Genomic DNA, 16,667 nt, shown 5'->3' with positions numbered 1-16,667 from the left:
GCCTGTTGATACGTAACACCGAGCACTGATGTTCGGGCACACTGTGAGCCCCGCAGGCGTGTCCGCCAGTTGCGCCCCACCCTGAACAAGCCACCCACCCCAGCCGAAGGAGTCTGCGGATGCGTGTCCGTGACCTGCTCGCCCCCGGAGCCCCCAGACTGCGGCTGCTCGCCGGTGAGGACGAGCTCGACCGCCAGGTCAGCGGCGTCATGACCACGGACCTGCACGACCCCGGCCGCTACCTGCACGGCGGCGAACTGGTGCTCACCGGCATGCTCTGGCGCACCGCCCCCGAGGACTCCGAGCGCTTCGTGCGCACCCTCGCCGCGGGCGGCGCCGTCGCCCTGGCGGCCGGCGAGGCCGAGGTCGGCCCGGTGCCCGAGGACCTGGTCGACGCCTGTCGCCGGCACCGGATGCCGCTGCTCGCCGTGCCCGACGACATCGCCTTCGGCACCGTCACCGAGTTCATCGGCCGGCAGGTCTCCGCCGACCGCGCGGCCGACCTCTCCGCCCTGGTCGACCGGCACCGGCTGCTGGTCTCGGCGGCCGGCGGCGGGGGGCTGGACGCCGTCCTGGACCTGCTCGGCGGCGACCTCGACCTGGACTGCTGGGTGCTCACCCCGACCGGCGCGGTGATCGCCGGCCCCGCCGACCGGCTCCCCGCCGAGGACCGCGACCAACTGGTCCGCACCCATCTGGGTGCCCAGAGACAGCGCCGGCGGCCCCCGCACCGGGCCCGGATCGCCTCCGGCTCGTACTCGCTGATCCCCGCGCCCGCGACGCCCGGCGCCGAGGCACCGCTCGCCGACTGGATGCTCGCGGTGGCCGGCGACGTCACCGAGTGGACCGCCAAGCGCCAGCAGCTCGCCGAGAACCTGGCCCGGCTGGTCGCCGCCGAGCGCACCCGCCGCGACGAGGGCCGCCGGCTGCGCCGCCGTCTCGCCGACGAGGTGCTGACCCTGCTCCAGCGCGACGCCGACCCCTCCGAGATCAGCCGCACCCTGTACGCCTCCTCGGCGATGGCGGCCCGCTACGAGGGCCGCGAGCCCAAGCCGCAGGCCGCCGAGGGATCCTGGCTGGTGGTCAGCGCCGAAGGGACGGGGCTGCCCGACGGCGCGGTGCGGTCGATCCTGGAGGAAGCTCTCACCGAGACCTCGGACCGGGCGCTGGTGGCGGGCGGCGGCACCGGCGCGGTGGTCGTCCTGCCCGCCCCGGACGCCGGCGTCCCGGCCGAGGCGCTGCGCGAGCTGCTCGCCCCGCTGGAGGCCGGCCTCGGCTCCGAGGGCCGGATCACCCTCGGCGTCTCCGCCCCCGCCCAGGAGGCCGGCGGCCTGCGCGGCGCCCTGGAGGAGGCCCGGCACGCCCGCCGGATCGCCGCCGCCCGGGTCGGCCGGGTCTGCGTGGCCGGCCCGGAGGAGCTGGCCTCGCACGTCCTGCTGCTGGCCGCCGTCCCGGACGAGGTCCGCCGGGCGTTCCGCAGCCGCCTGCTCGACAAGGTGATCGCGTACGACATCGAGCACCAGGCCGACCTGGTCCGCACTCTGGAGGCCTTCCTGCGGTCGGACGGCTCCTGGACCCGCTGCGCCGCCCAGCTGCACGTGCACGTGAACACCCTGCGGTACCGGATCGGCCGGATCGAGGAGCTGACCGGCCGTGACCTGTCCCGGTTGGAGGACCGCGTCGACTTCTACCTGGCGCTGGAGCTGGCCTGACCGGCCGTCGGGGCCCGCGGACGCCGAAGGCCCCCCGCACGGACGAGGGGCCTTCGGCCTGCGGCAGGGCGCCGGGACGGCTCAGGGCTGGACCGGGATGACGCTGGTCAGCCACTCGAAGACACTCGGGACCATGGGCTTCCAGACGTCACTGGCGTGCGGCCCGGTGGTCTCCACCGGCTGCACCGTGGTCGGCGCCTTGGCGACGTCCCGCAGGGCGACCGCGTCCTCGTAGCCGTCGCCCTTGTTGCCGCTCAGGTAGAGCGCGACCCGGGGCGGCTGCGCGGCGTTCCTGAGGATGTTGACCGGGTTGTTGGCGTCCCGCAGCTTCGGGTCCTGCGCGGTCAGCGACTCCTTCTCGGCGCCGGGGTCGTTGTAGCCGGAGAGGCTGACACCGGCCCGGTAGCGGTTCGGGTGCGCGACGGCGAGCTTGGTGGCGCAGTGCGCGCCGGCGGAGTAGCCGGCCACCGCCCAGCGGTCGGCGGACGGGTCGACCCGGAAGTTGTCCATGACCATCTGCGGGACGTCCCGGGCCAGCCAGGTCTCGGCGTTGGCCTTGCCCGGCACGTCGGCGCAGCCCGCGTCGACCCGGTTGCCCAGCAGCAGGGTGCGCGGCGAGACCAGGATGAACGGGGTTACCTTGCCCTGCTCCATCAGCGGCTTGAGCTGCTCGGAGACCTTGAGCGTGCCGTACCAGGTGCTGGAGGAGCCGGGCCAGCCGGGGATCAGCTCGACCACCGGGAACTTCCGGTCCTTGAACGCGGGGTCGTGGTACTGCGGGGGCAGCCAGACCAGCACCTCGCCGTCGATGCCGGAGAGCTGGCCCTTCAGGTCGGTGCGCTGCACGTCACCGGGCACCTTGGGGTCGTCCACGTTCTTGAAGGACTGGACCACCTTGGCGGGGGGCTTGGCGGCGTCCTGCCCCGGGGCGCGGCCGTCGGCGCCCGGGAGGTCGGCCGGCGGCACCTTGGGCACCGCGCGGACGTGGTGGCCGGTGCCCAGCAGGTCGTCCCAGTTGCCGTAGATCAGGTTCGCGTTGTTGACCATCACGAAGACCATCGTCACGGCCGTGAACTGACAGAGCAGCAGCATCGCCAGTCTGGACAGGATCCGCAGCGGCCGGGGGCCGCGCACCTTCCCCCACAGCAGCATCGCGGCGGCGATGGAGAGCGGCACGAGGACGATCGTGCAGAGGAGGAACGGTGTGCCTGTCAGTTGCATCGAGTTCTCGTATCCGGGTAGCAAGCCGCCCGGGCCCCGCTTGCCCGGTGCGCTCTCCAATGGGATGGGACGGCGTGGAACAGAAGATCGGTTGCCGGCGAATCTGTGGAAAACCTGAGAGGAACATCACATTTTCCTGATGATTCGCGCTCAGCCCGGACACAGTCTGCCATCCGCGCGGGTGTGGTCACCCGATTCGCCCAGGGATCTCCGAGAAACGCCCCCTAGCAGGCACGATACCGTTCGGGCGGGACGGGACCGGGCGAGGCGGTCCCGCCGTTCGGACACCCGGCGTCCCAGACTGGTGGACCAGGCGGGCCCGGCCGGCAAGCAGGAGAGACATCCCGATGACCCGAATCCCCCTCCGCCCGATCTGCGCGGCGCTCCTGCTGGCGACGGTCCTTGCGGGCTGCAGCAGCACCGGCGGCAGACGGGCCGAGCAGGCCCGCGAGCGGGCCGCGACGGCCGGCGGCGCGGTGGACACCCCCCGCTGGAAGATCGCCATGGTCACCCACGCGGGGGCCGGCGACGCGTTCTGGGACACCGTGCGCAAGGGCGCCGAGCAGGCCGCGGCCAAGGACAACATCACCCTGCTGTACTCCAACGACGCGCAGACCCAGAACCAGGTCCAGCTGGTCCAGGCCGCCATCGACCAGGGCGTCGACGGCCTGCTGGTCACGCTCGCCAAGGGCGACGCGCTCGGCCCGGTGCTGGCCAAGGCCAAGGCGGCGGGCATCCCGGTGATCAGCATCAACTCCGGCCAGGAGTTCTCCGCCCGGTTCGGCGCCCTCACCCACATCGGCCAGGACGAGACGGTCGCCGGCCAGGCGGCCGGCGCCGCCCTGGACGCCCGGGGCCGCCGGAACGTGCTCTGCGTCATCCACGAGCAGGGCAACGTGGGCCAGGAGCAGCGCTGCTCCGGCGCCCGGTCGAAGTTCGGCGGACAGTTCCAGACCCTCTACGTGGACGGCGTCAACATGCCCGACGCCCGGGCGGCCGTCTCCGCCAAGCTCCAGGCCGACCCGGGCCTGGACACCGTGCTGACCCTCAGCGCCCCGGTCGCGGCCACCGCGCTGCAGGCCGTCCAGGACGCCCGGCGCCCGGTCGAGCTGGACACCTTCGACCTGGGCACCCAGGTGGTGGCCGGCCTGCAGGCCGGCACCGTCGGCTTCGCCGTCGACCAGCAGCCGTACCTGCAGGGCTACGAGGGCGTCGACCTGCTCTGGCTCCACCGCTACAACCTCGACGTGCTCGGCGGCGGCGGGCCGGTCCTGACCGGCCCGCAGGTGCTCACCAAGGACGACGCCGCCGCGCTCGCCCGGTACGTCGCGAGGGGCACCCGATGAGCGGCCCGGCGCCCGCGCCCGTGGACGTGCTGGCCGCCGAGCGGCCACCGGCCTTCCGCCGGCTGCTGAAGCGGCCCGAGATCGGCGCGCTGATCGCGGCGGCGGCGGTCTTCCTGGTCTTCTCCGCCGTCGCCGACAGCTTCCTGCGGACCTCCTCGGTCGGCACCGTGCTGTACGCCGCCTCCACCATCGGGATCATGGCGGTGCCGGTCTCGCTGCTGATGATCGGCGGCGAGTTCGACCTGTCGGCCGGTGTCCTGGTGACCACCGCCGCGCTGACCTCCTCGATGGTCTCCTACCAGCTCACCGCGGTGACCTGGGTGGGCGTGCTGGTCTCGCTGCTGGTCGTGCTGGCCGTCAGCGCCTTCAACGGCTGGATGCTGAGCCGCACCCGGCTGCCCAGCTTCATCGTCACCCTCGGCACGTTCCTGATGCTCACCGGCGCCAACCTCGGCGTCACCAAGCTCGTCACCGGGACGGTCACCACCAGGCCGATCTCCGACATGGAGGGCTTCGCGTCCTGCCGGTGGCTGTTCGCCTCCGAGACCACCGTCGGCGGACTGACCGTCAAGGCCACCGTCTGGTGGTGGCTGGGCCTGCTGCTGATCGGGAGCTGGGTGCTGCTGCGCACCGCCTTCGGGAACTGGATCTTCGCGGTGGGCGGCGACGCGGCCGCCGCCCGCGCGGTCGGGGTGCCGGTGGCCAGGACCAAGACCGTGCTCTACCTGGGCGTGGGCTTCTGCGCCTGGGTGCTCGGCCAGCACCTGCTGTTCTCCTTCGACACCGTGCAGTCCGGCGAGGGGGTCGGCAACGAGCTGATCTACATCGTGGCGGCCGTGATCGGCGGCTGCCTGATCACCGGCGGGTACGGCTCGGTGGCCGGCTCCGCGCTCGGCGCGCTGATCTTCGGCATGACGAGCAAGGGCATCGTGTACGCCGAGTGGAACCCCGACTGGTTCAAGTTCTTCCTGGGCGCGATGCTGCTGCTGGCCGCCCTGCTCAACTCCTGGGTGCGCCGCCGGGTGGAACGGGGGACGGGCCGATGACCGGCCGCGAACTGCTGGCGCTGACCGCCGTGGGCAAGACCTACGGCTCGGTCCGCGCCCTCCGGGACGTCTCGCTGACCCTGGGCGAGGGCGAGATCAGCTGCGTGCTCGGCGACAACGGCGCCGGCAAGTCCACCCTGATCAAGATCATCGCCGGGCTGCACCGGCACGACGAGGGCAGCTACACCATCGCGGGCGAGGAGGTCCGCCTCGGCTCCCCGCGGGAGGCCCTGGACCGCGGCATCGCCACCGTCTACCAGGACCTCGCGGTCGTCCCGCTGATGCCGGTGTGGCGCAACTTCTTCCTCGGCTCGGAGCTCGGCCGCGGCCCGGGCCGGCTGCGCCTGGACACCGCCGCGATGCGGGCCACCACCCGCGAGGCGCTGCTGCGGATGGGCATCGACCTGCACGACGTCGACCAGCCGATCGGCACCCTCTCCGGCGGCCAGCGCCAGTGCGTCGCGATCGCCCGGGCGGTCCACTTCGGCGCCAAGGTGCTGATCCTGGACGAGCCGACGGCCGCGCTGGGCGTCAAGCAGTCCGGGGTGGTGCTGAAATACGTGACGGCGGCCCGGGACGCCGGCCTCGGCGTGGTGCTGATCACGCACAACCCGCACCACGCGTATCTGGTCGGCGACCACTTCACCCTGCTCAAACGCGGCAGGATGGCCGGCAGCCACCCGCGCGCGGAGATCAGCCTCGAACAGCTCACCACCGAGATGGCGGGCGGCTCCGACCTCGCCGAGCTCAGCCACGAGCTGGCCCGCACCGACCCGAAGGAGCGTCCGCCGCAGTGACCAGCCCCAACGCCCCCACCAGGCAGCCGGTCCTGCCCACCCTGCTGGGCCTCGGCCCGCGCGCGGAGCGCCGCCGCCGGGCCCTGCCACCGGGCCTCCTGCGACTGCCCACCATCGGCATCGACATCGGCGGCACCAAGGTGGTCGCCGGCGTGGTCGACGGCGAGGGCAGGGTGCTGGAGAAGCTGCGCACCGACACCCCGGACAAGAGCAAGAGCGCCAAGGTGGTCGAGGACGTCATCGTCGACCTGGTGCTGCGCCTCGCCGACCGGCACGACGTGCACGCGGTCGGCATCGGCGCGGCCGGCTGGGTCGACGCGGAGCGCTCCCGGGTGCTCTTCGCCCCGCACCTCAACTGGCGCAACGAGCCGCTGCAGCAGGCGCTCAGCGAGCGGCTGCGGTTCCCGGTGATCGTCGAGAACGACGCCAACGCGGCCGCCTGGGCCGAGTGGCGGTTCGGCGCCGGGCGCGGCGAGGACCACATGGTGATGCTGACGCTGGGCACCGGCATCGGCGGCGCCGTCGTCCGGGACGGCTACGTGGACCGGGGCAAGTACGGGCTGGCCGGCGAGTTCGGCCACATGCAGGTGGTGCCCGGCGGGCACCGCTGCCCGTGCGGCAACCGCGGCTGCTGGGAGCAGTACTCCTCGGGCAACGCGCTGGTGCGCGACGCCCGCGAGCTGGTCACCGAGGAGTCCCCGGTGGTGGAGCCGCTGCTCGCGCGGGCCGGCGGCACCATGGCGGGCATCACCGGTCCGCTCGTCACCGAGGCGGCCCGGGCGGGCGATCCGGTGGCCACCGAGCTGCTGTACGAGGTCGGCACCTGGCTGGGCGTCGGCATCGCCAACCTGGCCGCCGCCCTGGACCCGGGACGCTTCGTCATCGGCGGCGGCGTCTCGGAGGCGGGGGACCTGCTGCTGGGGCCGGCGCGGGAGGCCTTCAAGCGCACCCTGACCGGCCGGGGGTTCCGGCCGGAGGCCTTCATCGTGCACGCGGACCTGGGGAACGAGGCCGGTCTGGTGGGCGCGGCGGACCTGGCGCGGCAGGTGGCCCGCCGGTTCCGTACCATCAAGCGCCACCGGGTGGAGCGCGGCGTGGCCTCCTGAGGCCGTCCGCCGCATCGGGTGCGTCGGGCGTCAGCCGCCGTACGCGGCCTGCGGGTGGTGCGGGTGGTGCGGGTGGTGCGGGTGGTGCGGGTGGTGCGGGTGGGCCCGGCGGCCCGGCAGCCCTGGCGGCGGCCGGGCCGGGGCCGGCTCATCTGTCGGGGCGCCGCATCCCGGGCGTCGGCCCGGCCGTCCGGTGGGACGGGCGGGTGCCCGGGGGCATGCTCGGTCGTGCGCAGGGTCTTCTGGTCGTCATGGCGAGACGTCCCTTCTTCTGTTGGTGACATGACAATGACTACCAGGCGTGCCGCCACACATGCAATGAGTGATGGGCGTGACCTCGGCGACTGGCCGAGAACGAGCGCCCGGTTTCGGCCAGCCCCGAGCGGCCCGGAACCACCCCGGCGGCAGTCCCGCTGCTCGGGGCGGGCACCGGCCCCGGTCGGGGAGGTCCGCGCCGGGGAGCCGGGCCCGGGGCGGGCCGAGGCCCTGTTGTCCGGTGCACCTCGACTGTGAAAGAACGGACCTGACGTCGTCTCAGGAGGTCCACCGTGAGAGCCCTGGCCCGCATCGCCCCGCCGCTCCTGCTCGCCACCGCACTCGTCTGTGCCACCGTGGCGCCGGCTCAGGCGGACGCCCCGCCGGCCAAGGCGCCCGAGGCCGTCGGCCGCGGCGGAGCGGTGGCCAGCGTGGACGCGGACGCCACCGCGGCCGGCATCGAGGTGCTCCGCGGCGGCGGCAACGCCGTGGACGCGGCGGTGGCCACCGCCGCCGCACTGGGCGTCACCGAGCCCTACTCGGCGGGCATCGGCGGCGGCGGGTACTTCGTCTACTACGACGCCGCCACCGGCCGGGTCTCCACCCTGGACGGCCGTGAGACGGCCTCCCGGACGGCCGACGAGTCGCTGTTCCTGGAGGGCGGCAAGCCGCTGGCCTTCGCCGACGCCGTCACCAGCGGCCTCTCCGTCGGAGTCCCCGGCACCTCCGCGACCTGGGAGCGGGCCCTGCAGCTCTGGGGGAGCCGCCCGCTCGGCGAGGTGCTGGAGCCGGCCGAACGGATCGCCGAGCGGGGCTTCACCGTCGACCAGACCTTCCGGGACCAGACGGCCGGCAACGAGGCCCGGTTCCGGGACTTCCCCGAGAGCAGCCGGCTGTTCCTGCCCGGCGGCGCCCTGCCCGAGGTCGGCTCCACGCTGCGCAACCCGGACCTCGCCGCCACCTACCGCCAGCTCGGCCGGGACGGCACCAAGGCCCTCTACCAGGGCCCGATCGGCGCCGACATCGTCCGTACCCTCCAGCAGCCGCCGGTCGACCCGGCCTCCGGGCGGGTGGCCCGCCCGGGGCGGGTGGACGCCGCCGACCTCGCGGCCTACCAGGTCGCCCGCCAGCAGCCCACCCACGTCGCCTACCGCGACTACGACGTGTACGGCATCGCGCCGTCCAGCTCCGGCGGCACCACCACCGGCGAGGCGCTCGGCATCCTGGAGGACACCGACCTGGCCTCGGCGGACGCCGTGCAGTACTACCACCACTACCTGGAGGCGAGCCGGATCGCCTTCGCCGACCGCAACCGCTGGGTCGGCGACCCGCGCTTCTCCGACGTCCCCACCACGGAACTGCTCTCGCCGCGCTTCGCCACGGCGAGGGCCTGCCTGATCGACCCGGACCACGCGCTGACCAGCCCGCTCGCCCCCGGCGACCCGCGGCACCCGGCCGACTGCGGCAGCACCGGCCCGGCGGTGACCGAGACCTACGAGGGGCCCAGCACCACCCACCTGACCGTCGCGGACCGCTGGGGCAACGTGGTCGCGTACACCCTGACCATCGAGCAGACCGGCGGCAGCGGCATCGCCGTGCCCGGGCGCGGCTTCCTGCTGAACAACGAGCTGACCGACTTCTCCTTCGCGCCCAACACCCCCGGCGTGCCGGACCCGAACCTGCCCGGCCCCGGCAAGCGGCCGCGCTCCTCCATCTCGCCGACCATCGTGCTGCGGGACGGCGAGGCCGTCCTCGGGGTGGGCTCGCCCGGCGGCGCCACCATCATCACCACCGTGCTGCAGGTGCTGCTCGGCCGCCTGGACCGCGGTCTGAGCCTGGAGCAGGCGATCGCCGCGCCCCGGGCCAGCCAGCGCAACGGCGCCGCCACCCAGGCCGAGCCGGCCTTCCTGGCCCTGCCCGAGCGGGCCCGGCTGGAGGCCCTCGGGCAGGTCTTCGCGGCCACCCCCGAGATCGGCGCGGCCACCGGGGTGGAGCGACTGCCGGACGGGCGGTGGGCCGCGGCGGCCGAGCCGGTGCGGCGCGGCGGCGGGTCGGCGGCGGTGGTCCGGCCGTCCCGCTAGGGCCTGCCCGGCAAGATCCGCCGGACCGGCCCCGGGCCCGGGGGCGAACGCGCGGGCCCGGGCGGCCGGGCGCCGGGCTGCGGTCCGTTGTCGGTGGCTGGCGGTAGATTCGGGGTGGGCGTCCGCAGCGGCGCCCGCCCCGCCCGGGCCCCGCGCCCGGGCCTCTGTCCGCCCCACCCGGGAAGGCCGCCCGCCGTGACCGTCCGCATCGCCACCTGGAACATCAACTCCGTCACCGCACGGCTGCCCAAGCTGCTGGAGTGGCTGGAGAGCGCCAAGCCCGATGTGCTCTGCCTGCAGGAGCTGAAGTGCTCCACCGAGGCCTTCCCGCACGAGGCGGTCAAGGAGCTCGGCTACGACACGGCCGCCCACGGCACCGGCCGCTGGAACGGCGTCGCGATCCTCTCCCGGATCGGCCTGGACGAGGTCGTGCGGGGCCTGCCGGAGCAGCCCGGCTACCTGGCCGACGACGCCCTGCTCGCCGACGTGGAGCCCCGGGCGATCGCCGCCACCTGCGGCCCGGTGCGGGTCTGGTCGGTCTACGTGCCCAACGGCCGCGAGGTCGACCACGCGCACTACCGCTACAAGCTCGACTGGCTGGAGACGCTGCGTCGGGCGGTCATCGAGGACGCGGCCGGCTCCCGCCCGTTCGCCGTCCTCGGGGACTTCAACATCGCCCCCACCGACGAGGACGTCTACGACGTGGCGGCCTTCGCCGGGCTGACCCACGTCACCCCGCCGGAGCGCGCCAGCCTCGGCAACCTGCGCGAGGCGGGCCTGCACGACGTCGTACCGCGCGCGCTGAAGTACGACCGCCCCTACACCTACTGGGACTACCGCCAGCTGGCCTTCCCCAAGAACCGCGGCATGCGGATCGACCTGACCTACGGCAACAAGCCGTTCGCGGACGCCGTGACGGACAGTTACGTCGACCGCGAGGCGCGCAAGGGCAAGGGCACCTCCGACCACGCGCCGGTCGTGGTGGACCTCGACCTCTGAGGCCGACCAGCAGGTCACGGAGGGTGCGGCGGCCCCCGAACGGTCCCGTGCGGTGGCCGCCGCCGGGCCCGCTGCCTACCGTGTGGGGTGACTGGGTGTAGTTGTCCGTTCACGTGGACACAGGAGTCCCCGACTGCGCCCGAGAATCCTGGAGGTTCCGGTATGCGCCCCACGCGTACGGCCGCCGCAGCTCTGACAGGTGCCACCCTGATGCTCGCCCTCGCGGCCCCGGCGGCGCTGGCCAAGGACGCCGACCGCGCATCGGTCAGCCCGTCCCAGGCGGCGCCCGGTCAGAGCGTCACCGTCACCGTGTCCTGCGAGAAGAGCACCACCAAGACCATCACCGCCGAGTCCGCGGCCTTCGAGGGCGGCCCGGTCACCCTCACGCTCGGGTCCGACGGGCGGCACACCGGCTCGGCCAAGCTGGCGAACAAGCCCGGCGGTGACGCCAAGGTCGACGGGAAGTGCCCGGACGGCGCCACCTTCTCCACCACGGTCACGGTCACCACGGTGACCAGCACCACGCCGACGCACGCGGCCAGCGAGGCGGTGACCGACTGGCTCACCTCCGAGGGCGGCCACGGCGGGCTGGTCGAGGAGCCGCACGGCTCGGTGAACACCGGACTGGGCGGCTCGGTGGGCAGCAACCCGGCCGAGCTGGCCGGCGGGGCGGCCCTGGTGGCGGGCGGGGTGGGCGGCTTCCTGCTGCTGCGCCGCCGCTCCGGGTCCGGGTCCGCCTGAGGCGGTCGCCGGCGCCCCGCTCGCCCGCGTGCCCGCGTCCCCGGACCGACCCGGTCCGGGGACGCGGTCGTGCGTCGGGCCGCGCGTCAGGCCGTGGCCGGCCGCGGCTGCTGCCCCGCGAGCGGCTCGCGTCCCGGCTCGCCCGCGCCGTCCGACCGGTCGCCCCGGTCCGGCGCGTCGTCGTCCTGCCGGTGGGCCGCGAGCGTCCCGCTGGCCAGCAGGTACTGCGCCGCGATGTAGGTCGCCATGATCCAGAACTCGTGGCCGGGCAGCTCCCGCCACTTGGCCAGCTGGGTGGCGATCAGGGTGTCGGAGAGCAGGAACAAGGCTCCGCCGAGGCCGGTCCGCCAGCCCAGCCGGGCCGAGGTGACGGCGGTGGAGGTGAGCAGCAGGCTGTAGACGGCCACCGGGATCCGCAGGTCGCCGAGGCCCGGCCAGAGGCTGGTGACCATGACCGCCCAGGCCGTCGCGTAGGCCGCCGCGACCAGGGCCGTCCGGCGGCGGTCGTCCAGCGCGCCGCGCCGTACGAACATCGTGACGTAGCAGACGTGCGCCGCCGCGAACGAGCCCATGCCGGCCAGGAACGCGGTGTCGCCGCCGACCTGCAGCAGGATGTCGCCCCCGGCGCTCAGCAGCAGGGCCGGCGCCAGCAGTCGGGGTGCGCGCTCGGCGCCGGCCAGGGTGTGCGCGGCCAGCAGCGGCATCAGGGCCGGCTTGGTGGCGTGCTGCAGCCCCGGGCTGTCGGTGAGGATGGCGCCCAGGTGGGCGGCCGAGGTGGCGGCGAAGCCGGTGAGCAGGCCCCGGGCGGCGCGCAGGCGCCCGCCGAGGGCGGCGCGGGTGGTGCTGCTGAGGCTCATGCGGCGTTGCCCTCCGGGCGGTCGGGGCGCATCGGCTGCCAGCCGGGGCCCTTGGTGAGGTGGCGCAGGCGGTCCCGCCAGTTGTCGGCGGCGGCCAGGTCGCGGGCGATCGAGGCGTACTCGTGGGTGGCGACCCGCAGGGGGTTGAAGGTGTCCAGATTCTTCGTCAGCCCGTAGACGGGCCGGGCGGTCTCGGCCGTGAACGAACCGAACAGCCGGTCGAAGACGATCAGGATGCCGCCGAAGTTGCGGTCCAGGTACCCGCCCTGCGAGGCGTGGTGCACCCGGTGGTGGGACGGCGTGTTGAAGACGAACTCCACCGGGCGCGGCAGCCGGTCGATCCGCTCGGTGTGGATCCAGAACTGGTACACCAGGTTGGCCGAGGAGCAGAACGCGAGGGCGGCGGGGTGCACGCCGGCCAGGATCATCGGGACGTAGAAGACCCAGGTGGTGGCGCTGGTCCAGGGCTGGCGCAGCGCCGTGGAGAGGTTGTAGTGCTTGCTGGAGTGGTGCACCACGTGGCAGGCCCACAGGATCCGGATCACGTGGTGGCCGCGGTGCGACCAGTAGTAGAAGAAGTCCTGTGCCAGCAGCATCAGCGGCACCGTCCACCACAGGACGGGCACCCGAAGCGGCGTCAGCTCGTACAGCGCCGCGTAGATCGCCACGATCGGGATCTTCCACAGCGCGTCGAAGACCAGGCTGCCGATGCCCATGGTGAGGCTGGTCGCGGTGTCCCGCGGACTGTAGCCCTGTTCGTCGTCGTCCGGGTGGAACCGGTACGAGACGATCTCCAGGACGGTGAGCAGCACGAAGGCGGGTATCGACCACAGCACCACGTTGGGCAGGTTCGGCATGTCCGGCACGATAGGCGACGCCGGGCGCCCTGCGGAAGAGGTTGTTACCGGTGCGTAGCCCCCGGGGGCGGTGCTCGGCCAATTCGCCGGGCAACCCGGTTGCTGCCACCGGGGGTCCTGCCCACCGACTAATCTGGTCCACGACATGGAGCAGCAGGAGTACGCGACCGGCACCGTACGGGTGCCCGGTGGCACGTCGGACGGGCGCGCGGGCGGGGCGGGGCGGAGCACCACCGACGCCGGCGCAGCCATGCGCGGCAACCGCCCTGACGGCGTACCCGGCGGGCCGGCCGGCGAGGAGTACGGCGCCCGGTCGGCGGTCGCCGCCGAGGGCCCCGACGGCACCCCCGACCCCGGGCTGCTGCGCCTGGCCGGCTGGTTCGCCCGGGCCTCCGACGAGGCCGCCCACGACCTGTTCACCGCCGCCTTCGGCCTCTACGCCGCCCGCCACTTCGGGGCCCGCCCCGGCCGGGCCGCGCTCGGCCCGGCCACCGGAGCCGCCGGCCACGCCACCGGTACCCGGGGCGCCGACGCGGGCGAGGCCGTCAGCTGGTGGCACGGCCCGAGCGCGCACCCCGCCGCCGCCCTGCTCGTCCGCGAGAGCCGGCCGCTGCCCGGGCTGCGCCGGGCCCGCCGCGGTGCCGAGGCCGCGCCGGTGGCCGAGATCGCGGCCGGGCCGGCCCGGGGCGCGGGCGGCCGGCGGGGCCGGCACCGCAGGCCCGAGCCCGCCCCGGCCCCCGTCGGGCCGCAGGAGCGCTCGGCCGCCGCCGAGCGCCGGATCGCCGCCCGGCTGCTGCTCGCCCACCCGCTGATCACCGCGGCCGGCCCGCACGGCGAGGGCTTCCCGTTGATCCACCGTCACCGCGACTGGCTGGCGGAACGTTTCGACACCCTGCTCGGCTACCGGCTGGTGGTCGGCCCCCGGCACGCCCGTCTCGGCAAGGCCGGGCTCGGCCCGGGCGGTGCCCGCCGCCTGGAGCACCCCGGCAGCGGCACGCCGTTCACCCCCGGTGAGTACACCCAGCTCGCGGTCGCCCTGGCCGTCCTGGTCGACGCCCCCGAGCGGCTGCCGCTCGGGCGGCTGGTCGCGGCCGTCCGGGCTGCCTCGCCGGTGCCGGCCGCGGGCCTCGGGCCCGGTCCGGCCGCCGAGCTCGGCGGCGCGCTGCGCGTCCTGACCGACTGGCAGGTGCTCAGCGCCAGCGGCAGCGGGCTCGACACCCTCGACCCCACCACCGAACTGACCGTCGACCGGGAGCTGGCCCGCGCCCTGCCGGCCGGGCCGCCCGCGCTCGCCGCCGACGCCGGGGACCTCGTCCGCCGGGCCGCCGAGGCGGACCCGGGCACCCGGGCACGGCGCCGGCTGGCCGAAACCCCCGTCGTCCTGCTCGACGACCTCGCGGCGCCCGAGCGGGCCTGGCTGGCCGAGCACCGGCACACCGTGGCCGAGACCTTCGCCGACTTCCTCGGCCTGGAGGCCGAGCTGCGGACCGAGGGCATCGCCCTGCTCGACCCCGCCGACGAACTCACCGACCTCGCCTTCTCCGGCACCGGCACCCTCGCCCGGGCCGCCCTGCTCCTGGTCGAACGCCTGGTGGAGGAGCTGCGACCGCTGCCCGGCGAGCCCACGGCGCCGGCGGTGCCGATACCCGACGCCCTGATCGACGGGGCGCTGGGGGACATCGCGGACGAGTTCGGCCAGCGCGCCGGCTGGCGCCGCGACTACCTGGAGGACCGGACGGCGCTGCGCCGCGACGCCCTCGACCTGCTGGCCCGGATGGGCCTGATCGCGCCGACCCCGCGCGGCACCTACCCGCCGGGCTGGCTGCTGCGCGCCCCCGCGGCCCGCTACGCCCCCGAGGCCGAGCTGCTGCCCGCCCCCGGCACCGGCCGGCACTCCCGCCGGGCGCACGGCGAGGGCGCCGTGCCGGCGGAGGGGGACGGTGCCGGCGAGGGCGGGGGGCATCCTCGTCCGGGCGGTCGGGAGCACGCGGTCGGCGCGGAGCCGGCGGCCGGTCCGTCGCGTCGGGAGGACCAGCCGGGCGGCGCGGCCGGGGGAACGGATCGGCCGTACCCGGCCGAGCGGGCGGACACCGTCGTCCCGCCGCCCCGCGGTCGCGCCGGACGGCAGCAGGGACTGCCCGCCTGACCGGGCCCGTTCGTTCGCCGGCCGGGGTCAGCGGGCGGCGGTGGCCGCCGCGACGGACCCGTGCTGGACGGTCTCGACGGTGGCGCCGACCCCCAGGGTGCCGAGCGCCATCGACGCGGCGACCGCCGCGCAGGCGAGGAAGCGGCGGTGGCGCTTGGGCAGCGGGAAGCGCTGGTCCTGGGAGGCGGACGGAGGCTGGGCGTTCATGTCAGAAAGCATTCCAGCGGAGCGTTAAACCATGACTACAGGCGGATGAAGTCTGGACGGGGGACGGACGACGGTGTAGGGCGGTCACCCGGAGGGCGGGCGTCCGGCCCGGTCGTGGCCGGCGAGGGACGCCCGTTGTGGGCGGGTCGAGGGGCCGGCGGACCCGGTGGACCCGGCGGACCGGTGGCCCCGGTGGACCGTACCGCCGGGGGAGAGCCCGCCTGCCGGGATGGCCGAGTACGGCCTGCCGCCACCGGCGATCGGGTACTGTGGCGGCAGCCGGGTGCGACCCCGGCGCGTGCTCCGATCCGCGGAGCGAACGGACCGAGGAGGTGGGACCCATTACCGCTGTGTCAGGTCGGGTGCTCCCTCTACGCGACCGCGCGGTCCGCCCGACATAGGTGACCGCGGGAGCGCCCTACGGCGTCCCGAAAGGTTTCTGATGTCGCTTACCCCCTCGCTTCCCCCCTCGTTTCCGCCCTTCTCCGCCCTCGTCACCCGGCTCCGCGCCGCCGGTTGCGTCTTCGCCGAGGACGAGGCCCAGCTGCTCGCCGCCGCCGCGGCCACCCCGGCCGAACTCACCGTCATGGTGGAGCGCCGGGCCGCCGGACTCCCGCTCGAACACGTCATCGGCTGGGCCGAGTTCTGCGGCCTGCGGATCGCCGTGGACAGCGGTGTGTTCGTCCCCCGCCGCCGCACCGAGTTCCTGGTCGAACGGGCCGTCGCGCTCACCGGGCCGGGCGCCGTCGTGGTCGACCTGTGCTGCGGATCCGGCGCCCTGGGCGCCGCCCTGGCCGCCGCCGTCGGCGGCGTCGACCTGCACGCCGCCGACATCGACCCCGCCGCCGTGCGCTGCGCCCGGCGGAACATCGCGGCGGCCGGCGGGCGGGCCTATCGGGGCGACCTCTTCGACCCGCTGCCGACCGCCCTGCGCGGGCGCGTCGACGTCCTGCTCGCCAACGTGCCGTACGTGCCCACCGGGGAGGTGGAGCTGCTGCCCGCCGAGGCCCGCCTGCACGAGGCCCGGGTGGCGCTCGACGGCGGCGCCGACGGCCTCGACGTGCTGCGCAGGGTGACGGCCGGGGCCACGCACTGGCTCGCACCGGGCGGCCACCTGCTGTTCGAGACGAGCGAGCGTCAGGTGCCCGGGGCGCTGCGCACGGTGGAGGACGCCGGACTGGTGCCGGAGGTGGCCGAGTGCGAGGAGCGCTACGCCGTGGTGCTGACCGGGACCAGGCCGCTCGGGTAGGCCGCGGTCCGGCGGGTCGGGCCCGGCAGCCGGCCGTCCGATTGCTG

Annotated in this window: 14 protein-coding genes; 10 read left to right on the top strand and 4 right to left on the bottom strand. The window is 75.0% G+C overall.

All coding sequences use genetic code 11. The features are described from left to right. The first annotated feature begins 119 nt into the window (after positions 1-119). On the top strand, positions 120-1,712 hold the full coding sequence (locus ACFTWP_RS20845) for a PucR family transcriptional regulator (RefSeq protein WP_380266102.1): 1,593 nt from the start codon (positions 120-122) through the stop codon (positions 1,710-1,712). A gap of 81 nt (positions 1,713-1,793) precedes the next feature. Here ACFTWP_RS20845 and ACFTWP_RS20840 read toward each other — a convergent pair whose 3' ends face one another. Further along, positions 1,794-2,933, bottom strand: coding sequence for an alpha/beta hydrolase (locus ACFTWP_RS20840; RefSeq protein ID WP_380266101.1), 1,140 nt, complete (start codon positions 2,931-2,933; stop codon positions 1,794-1,796). A gap of 347 nt (positions 2,934-3,280) precedes the next feature. On the opposite strand from ACFTWP_RS20840, the gene ACFTWP_RS20835 reads away from it, so the two are divergent. From ACFTWP_RS20835 to ACFTWP_RS20805, 7 genes are all read left to right on the top strand, one after another. Further along, positions 3,281-4,279, top strand: coding sequence for a substrate-binding domain-containing protein (locus tag ACFTWP_RS20835; RefSeq protein WP_380266100.1), 999 nt, complete (start codon positions 3,281-3,283; stop codon positions 4,277-4,279). Beyond that, the gene (locus ACFTWP_RS20830; protein WP_380266099.1) at positions 4,276-5,325 is read left to right on the top strand and encodes an ABC transporter permease; all 1,050 of its coding nucleotides are present in this window, start codon (positions 4,276-4,278) and stop codon (positions 5,323-5,325) included. Before ACFTWP_RS20835 ends, ACFTWP_RS20830 begins: the two co-directional genes overlap by 4 nt. Further along, entirely contained in the window at positions 5,322-6,122 is an 801-nt protein-coding gene (locus ACFTWP_RS20825; RefSeq protein ID WP_380266098.1) for an ATP-binding cassette domain-containing protein, read from the top strand. The genes ACFTWP_RS20830 and ACFTWP_RS20825 overlap by 4 nt, the downstream gene beginning before the upstream one ends. After that, complete coding sequence (locus tag ACFTWP_RS20820; RefSeq protein WP_380266097.1) at positions 6,119-7,228, top strand: ROK family glucokinase; 1,110 nt, start codon at positions 6,119-6,121, stop codon at positions 7,226-7,228. The genes ACFTWP_RS20825 and ACFTWP_RS20820 overlap by 4 nt, the downstream gene beginning before the upstream one ends. Positions 7,229-7,794: 566 nt before the next feature. Next, positions 7,795-9,564 (top strand): gamma-glutamyltransferase, encoded by a 1,770-nt coding sequence (ggt, locus tag ACFTWP_RS20815; RefSeq protein ID WP_380266177.1) that lies wholly within the window; start codon positions 7,795-7,797, stop codon positions 9,562-9,564. A gap of 195 nt (positions 9,565-9,759) precedes the next feature. Further along, positions 9,760-10,563 carry an exodeoxyribonuclease III gene (locus ACFTWP_RS20810; RefSeq protein WP_380266096.1) on the top strand — a complete coding sequence of 268 codons (804 nt, stop codon included), beginning with the start codon at positions 9,760-9,762 and terminating at the stop codon, positions 10,561-10,563. A gap of 162 nt (positions 10,564-10,725) precedes the next feature. Beyond that, positions 10,726-11,304 (top strand): hypothetical protein, encoded by a 579-nt coding sequence (locus ACFTWP_RS20805; protein ID WP_380266095.1) that lies wholly within the window; start codon positions 10,726-10,728, stop codon positions 11,302-11,304. Between the two features lie 86 nt (positions 11,305-11,390). On the opposite strand, the gene ACFTWP_RS20800 is transcribed toward ACFTWP_RS20805, so the two are convergent. Together ACFTWP_RS20800 and ACFTWP_RS20795 are read right to left on the bottom strand one after the other, a co-directional pair. Continuing rightward, a complete protein-coding gene (locus ACFTWP_RS20800) occupies positions 11,391-12,161 on the bottom strand; it encodes a lysoplasmalogenase (protein WP_380266094.1) in 771 nt (256 codons plus the stop codon). Next, a complete protein-coding gene (locus tag ACFTWP_RS20795; RefSeq protein WP_380266093.1) occupies positions 12,158-13,018 on the bottom strand; it encodes a sterol desaturase family protein in 861 nt (286 codons plus the stop codon). The genes ACFTWP_RS20800 and ACFTWP_RS20795 overlap by 4 nt, the downstream gene beginning before the upstream one ends. Before the next feature lie 145 nt (positions 13,019-13,163). Here ACFTWP_RS20795 and ACFTWP_RS20790 point away from each other — a divergent pair, with 145 nt between their 5' ends. After that, positions 13,164-15,164 (top strand): DUF2398 family protein, encoded by a 2,001-nt coding sequence (locus ACFTWP_RS20790; protein ID WP_380266092.1) that lies wholly within the window; start codon positions 13,164-13,166, stop codon positions 15,162-15,164. 27 nt (positions 15,165-15,191) lie between these two features. Here ACFTWP_RS20790 and ACFTWP_RS20785 read toward each other — a convergent pair whose 3' ends face one another. Continuing rightward, entirely contained in the window at positions 15,192-15,371 is a 180-nt protein-coding gene (locus tag ACFTWP_RS20785; RefSeq protein ID WP_380266091.1) for a hypothetical protein, read from the bottom strand. A 442-nt stretch (positions 15,372-15,813) separates the two neighbouring features. Here ACFTWP_RS20785 and ACFTWP_RS20780 point away from each other — a divergent pair, with 442 nt between their 5' ends. Further along, positions 15,814-16,620 (top strand): putative protein N(5)-glutamine methyltransferase, encoded by an 807-nt coding sequence (locus ACFTWP_RS20780; protein WP_380266090.1) that lies wholly within the window; start codon positions 15,814-15,816, stop codon positions 16,618-16,620. Positions 16,621-16,667 lie beyond the last annotated feature (47 nt).

The organism is Kitasatospora sp. NPDC057015 (assembly GCF_042673745.1).
Lineage (GTDB): Bacteria > Actinomycetota > Actinomycetes > Streptomycetales > Streptomycetaceae > Kitasatospora.
Note: the sequence above shows the minus strand (reverse complement) of the source record. Positions and strands in the feature narration are given on the sequence as shown.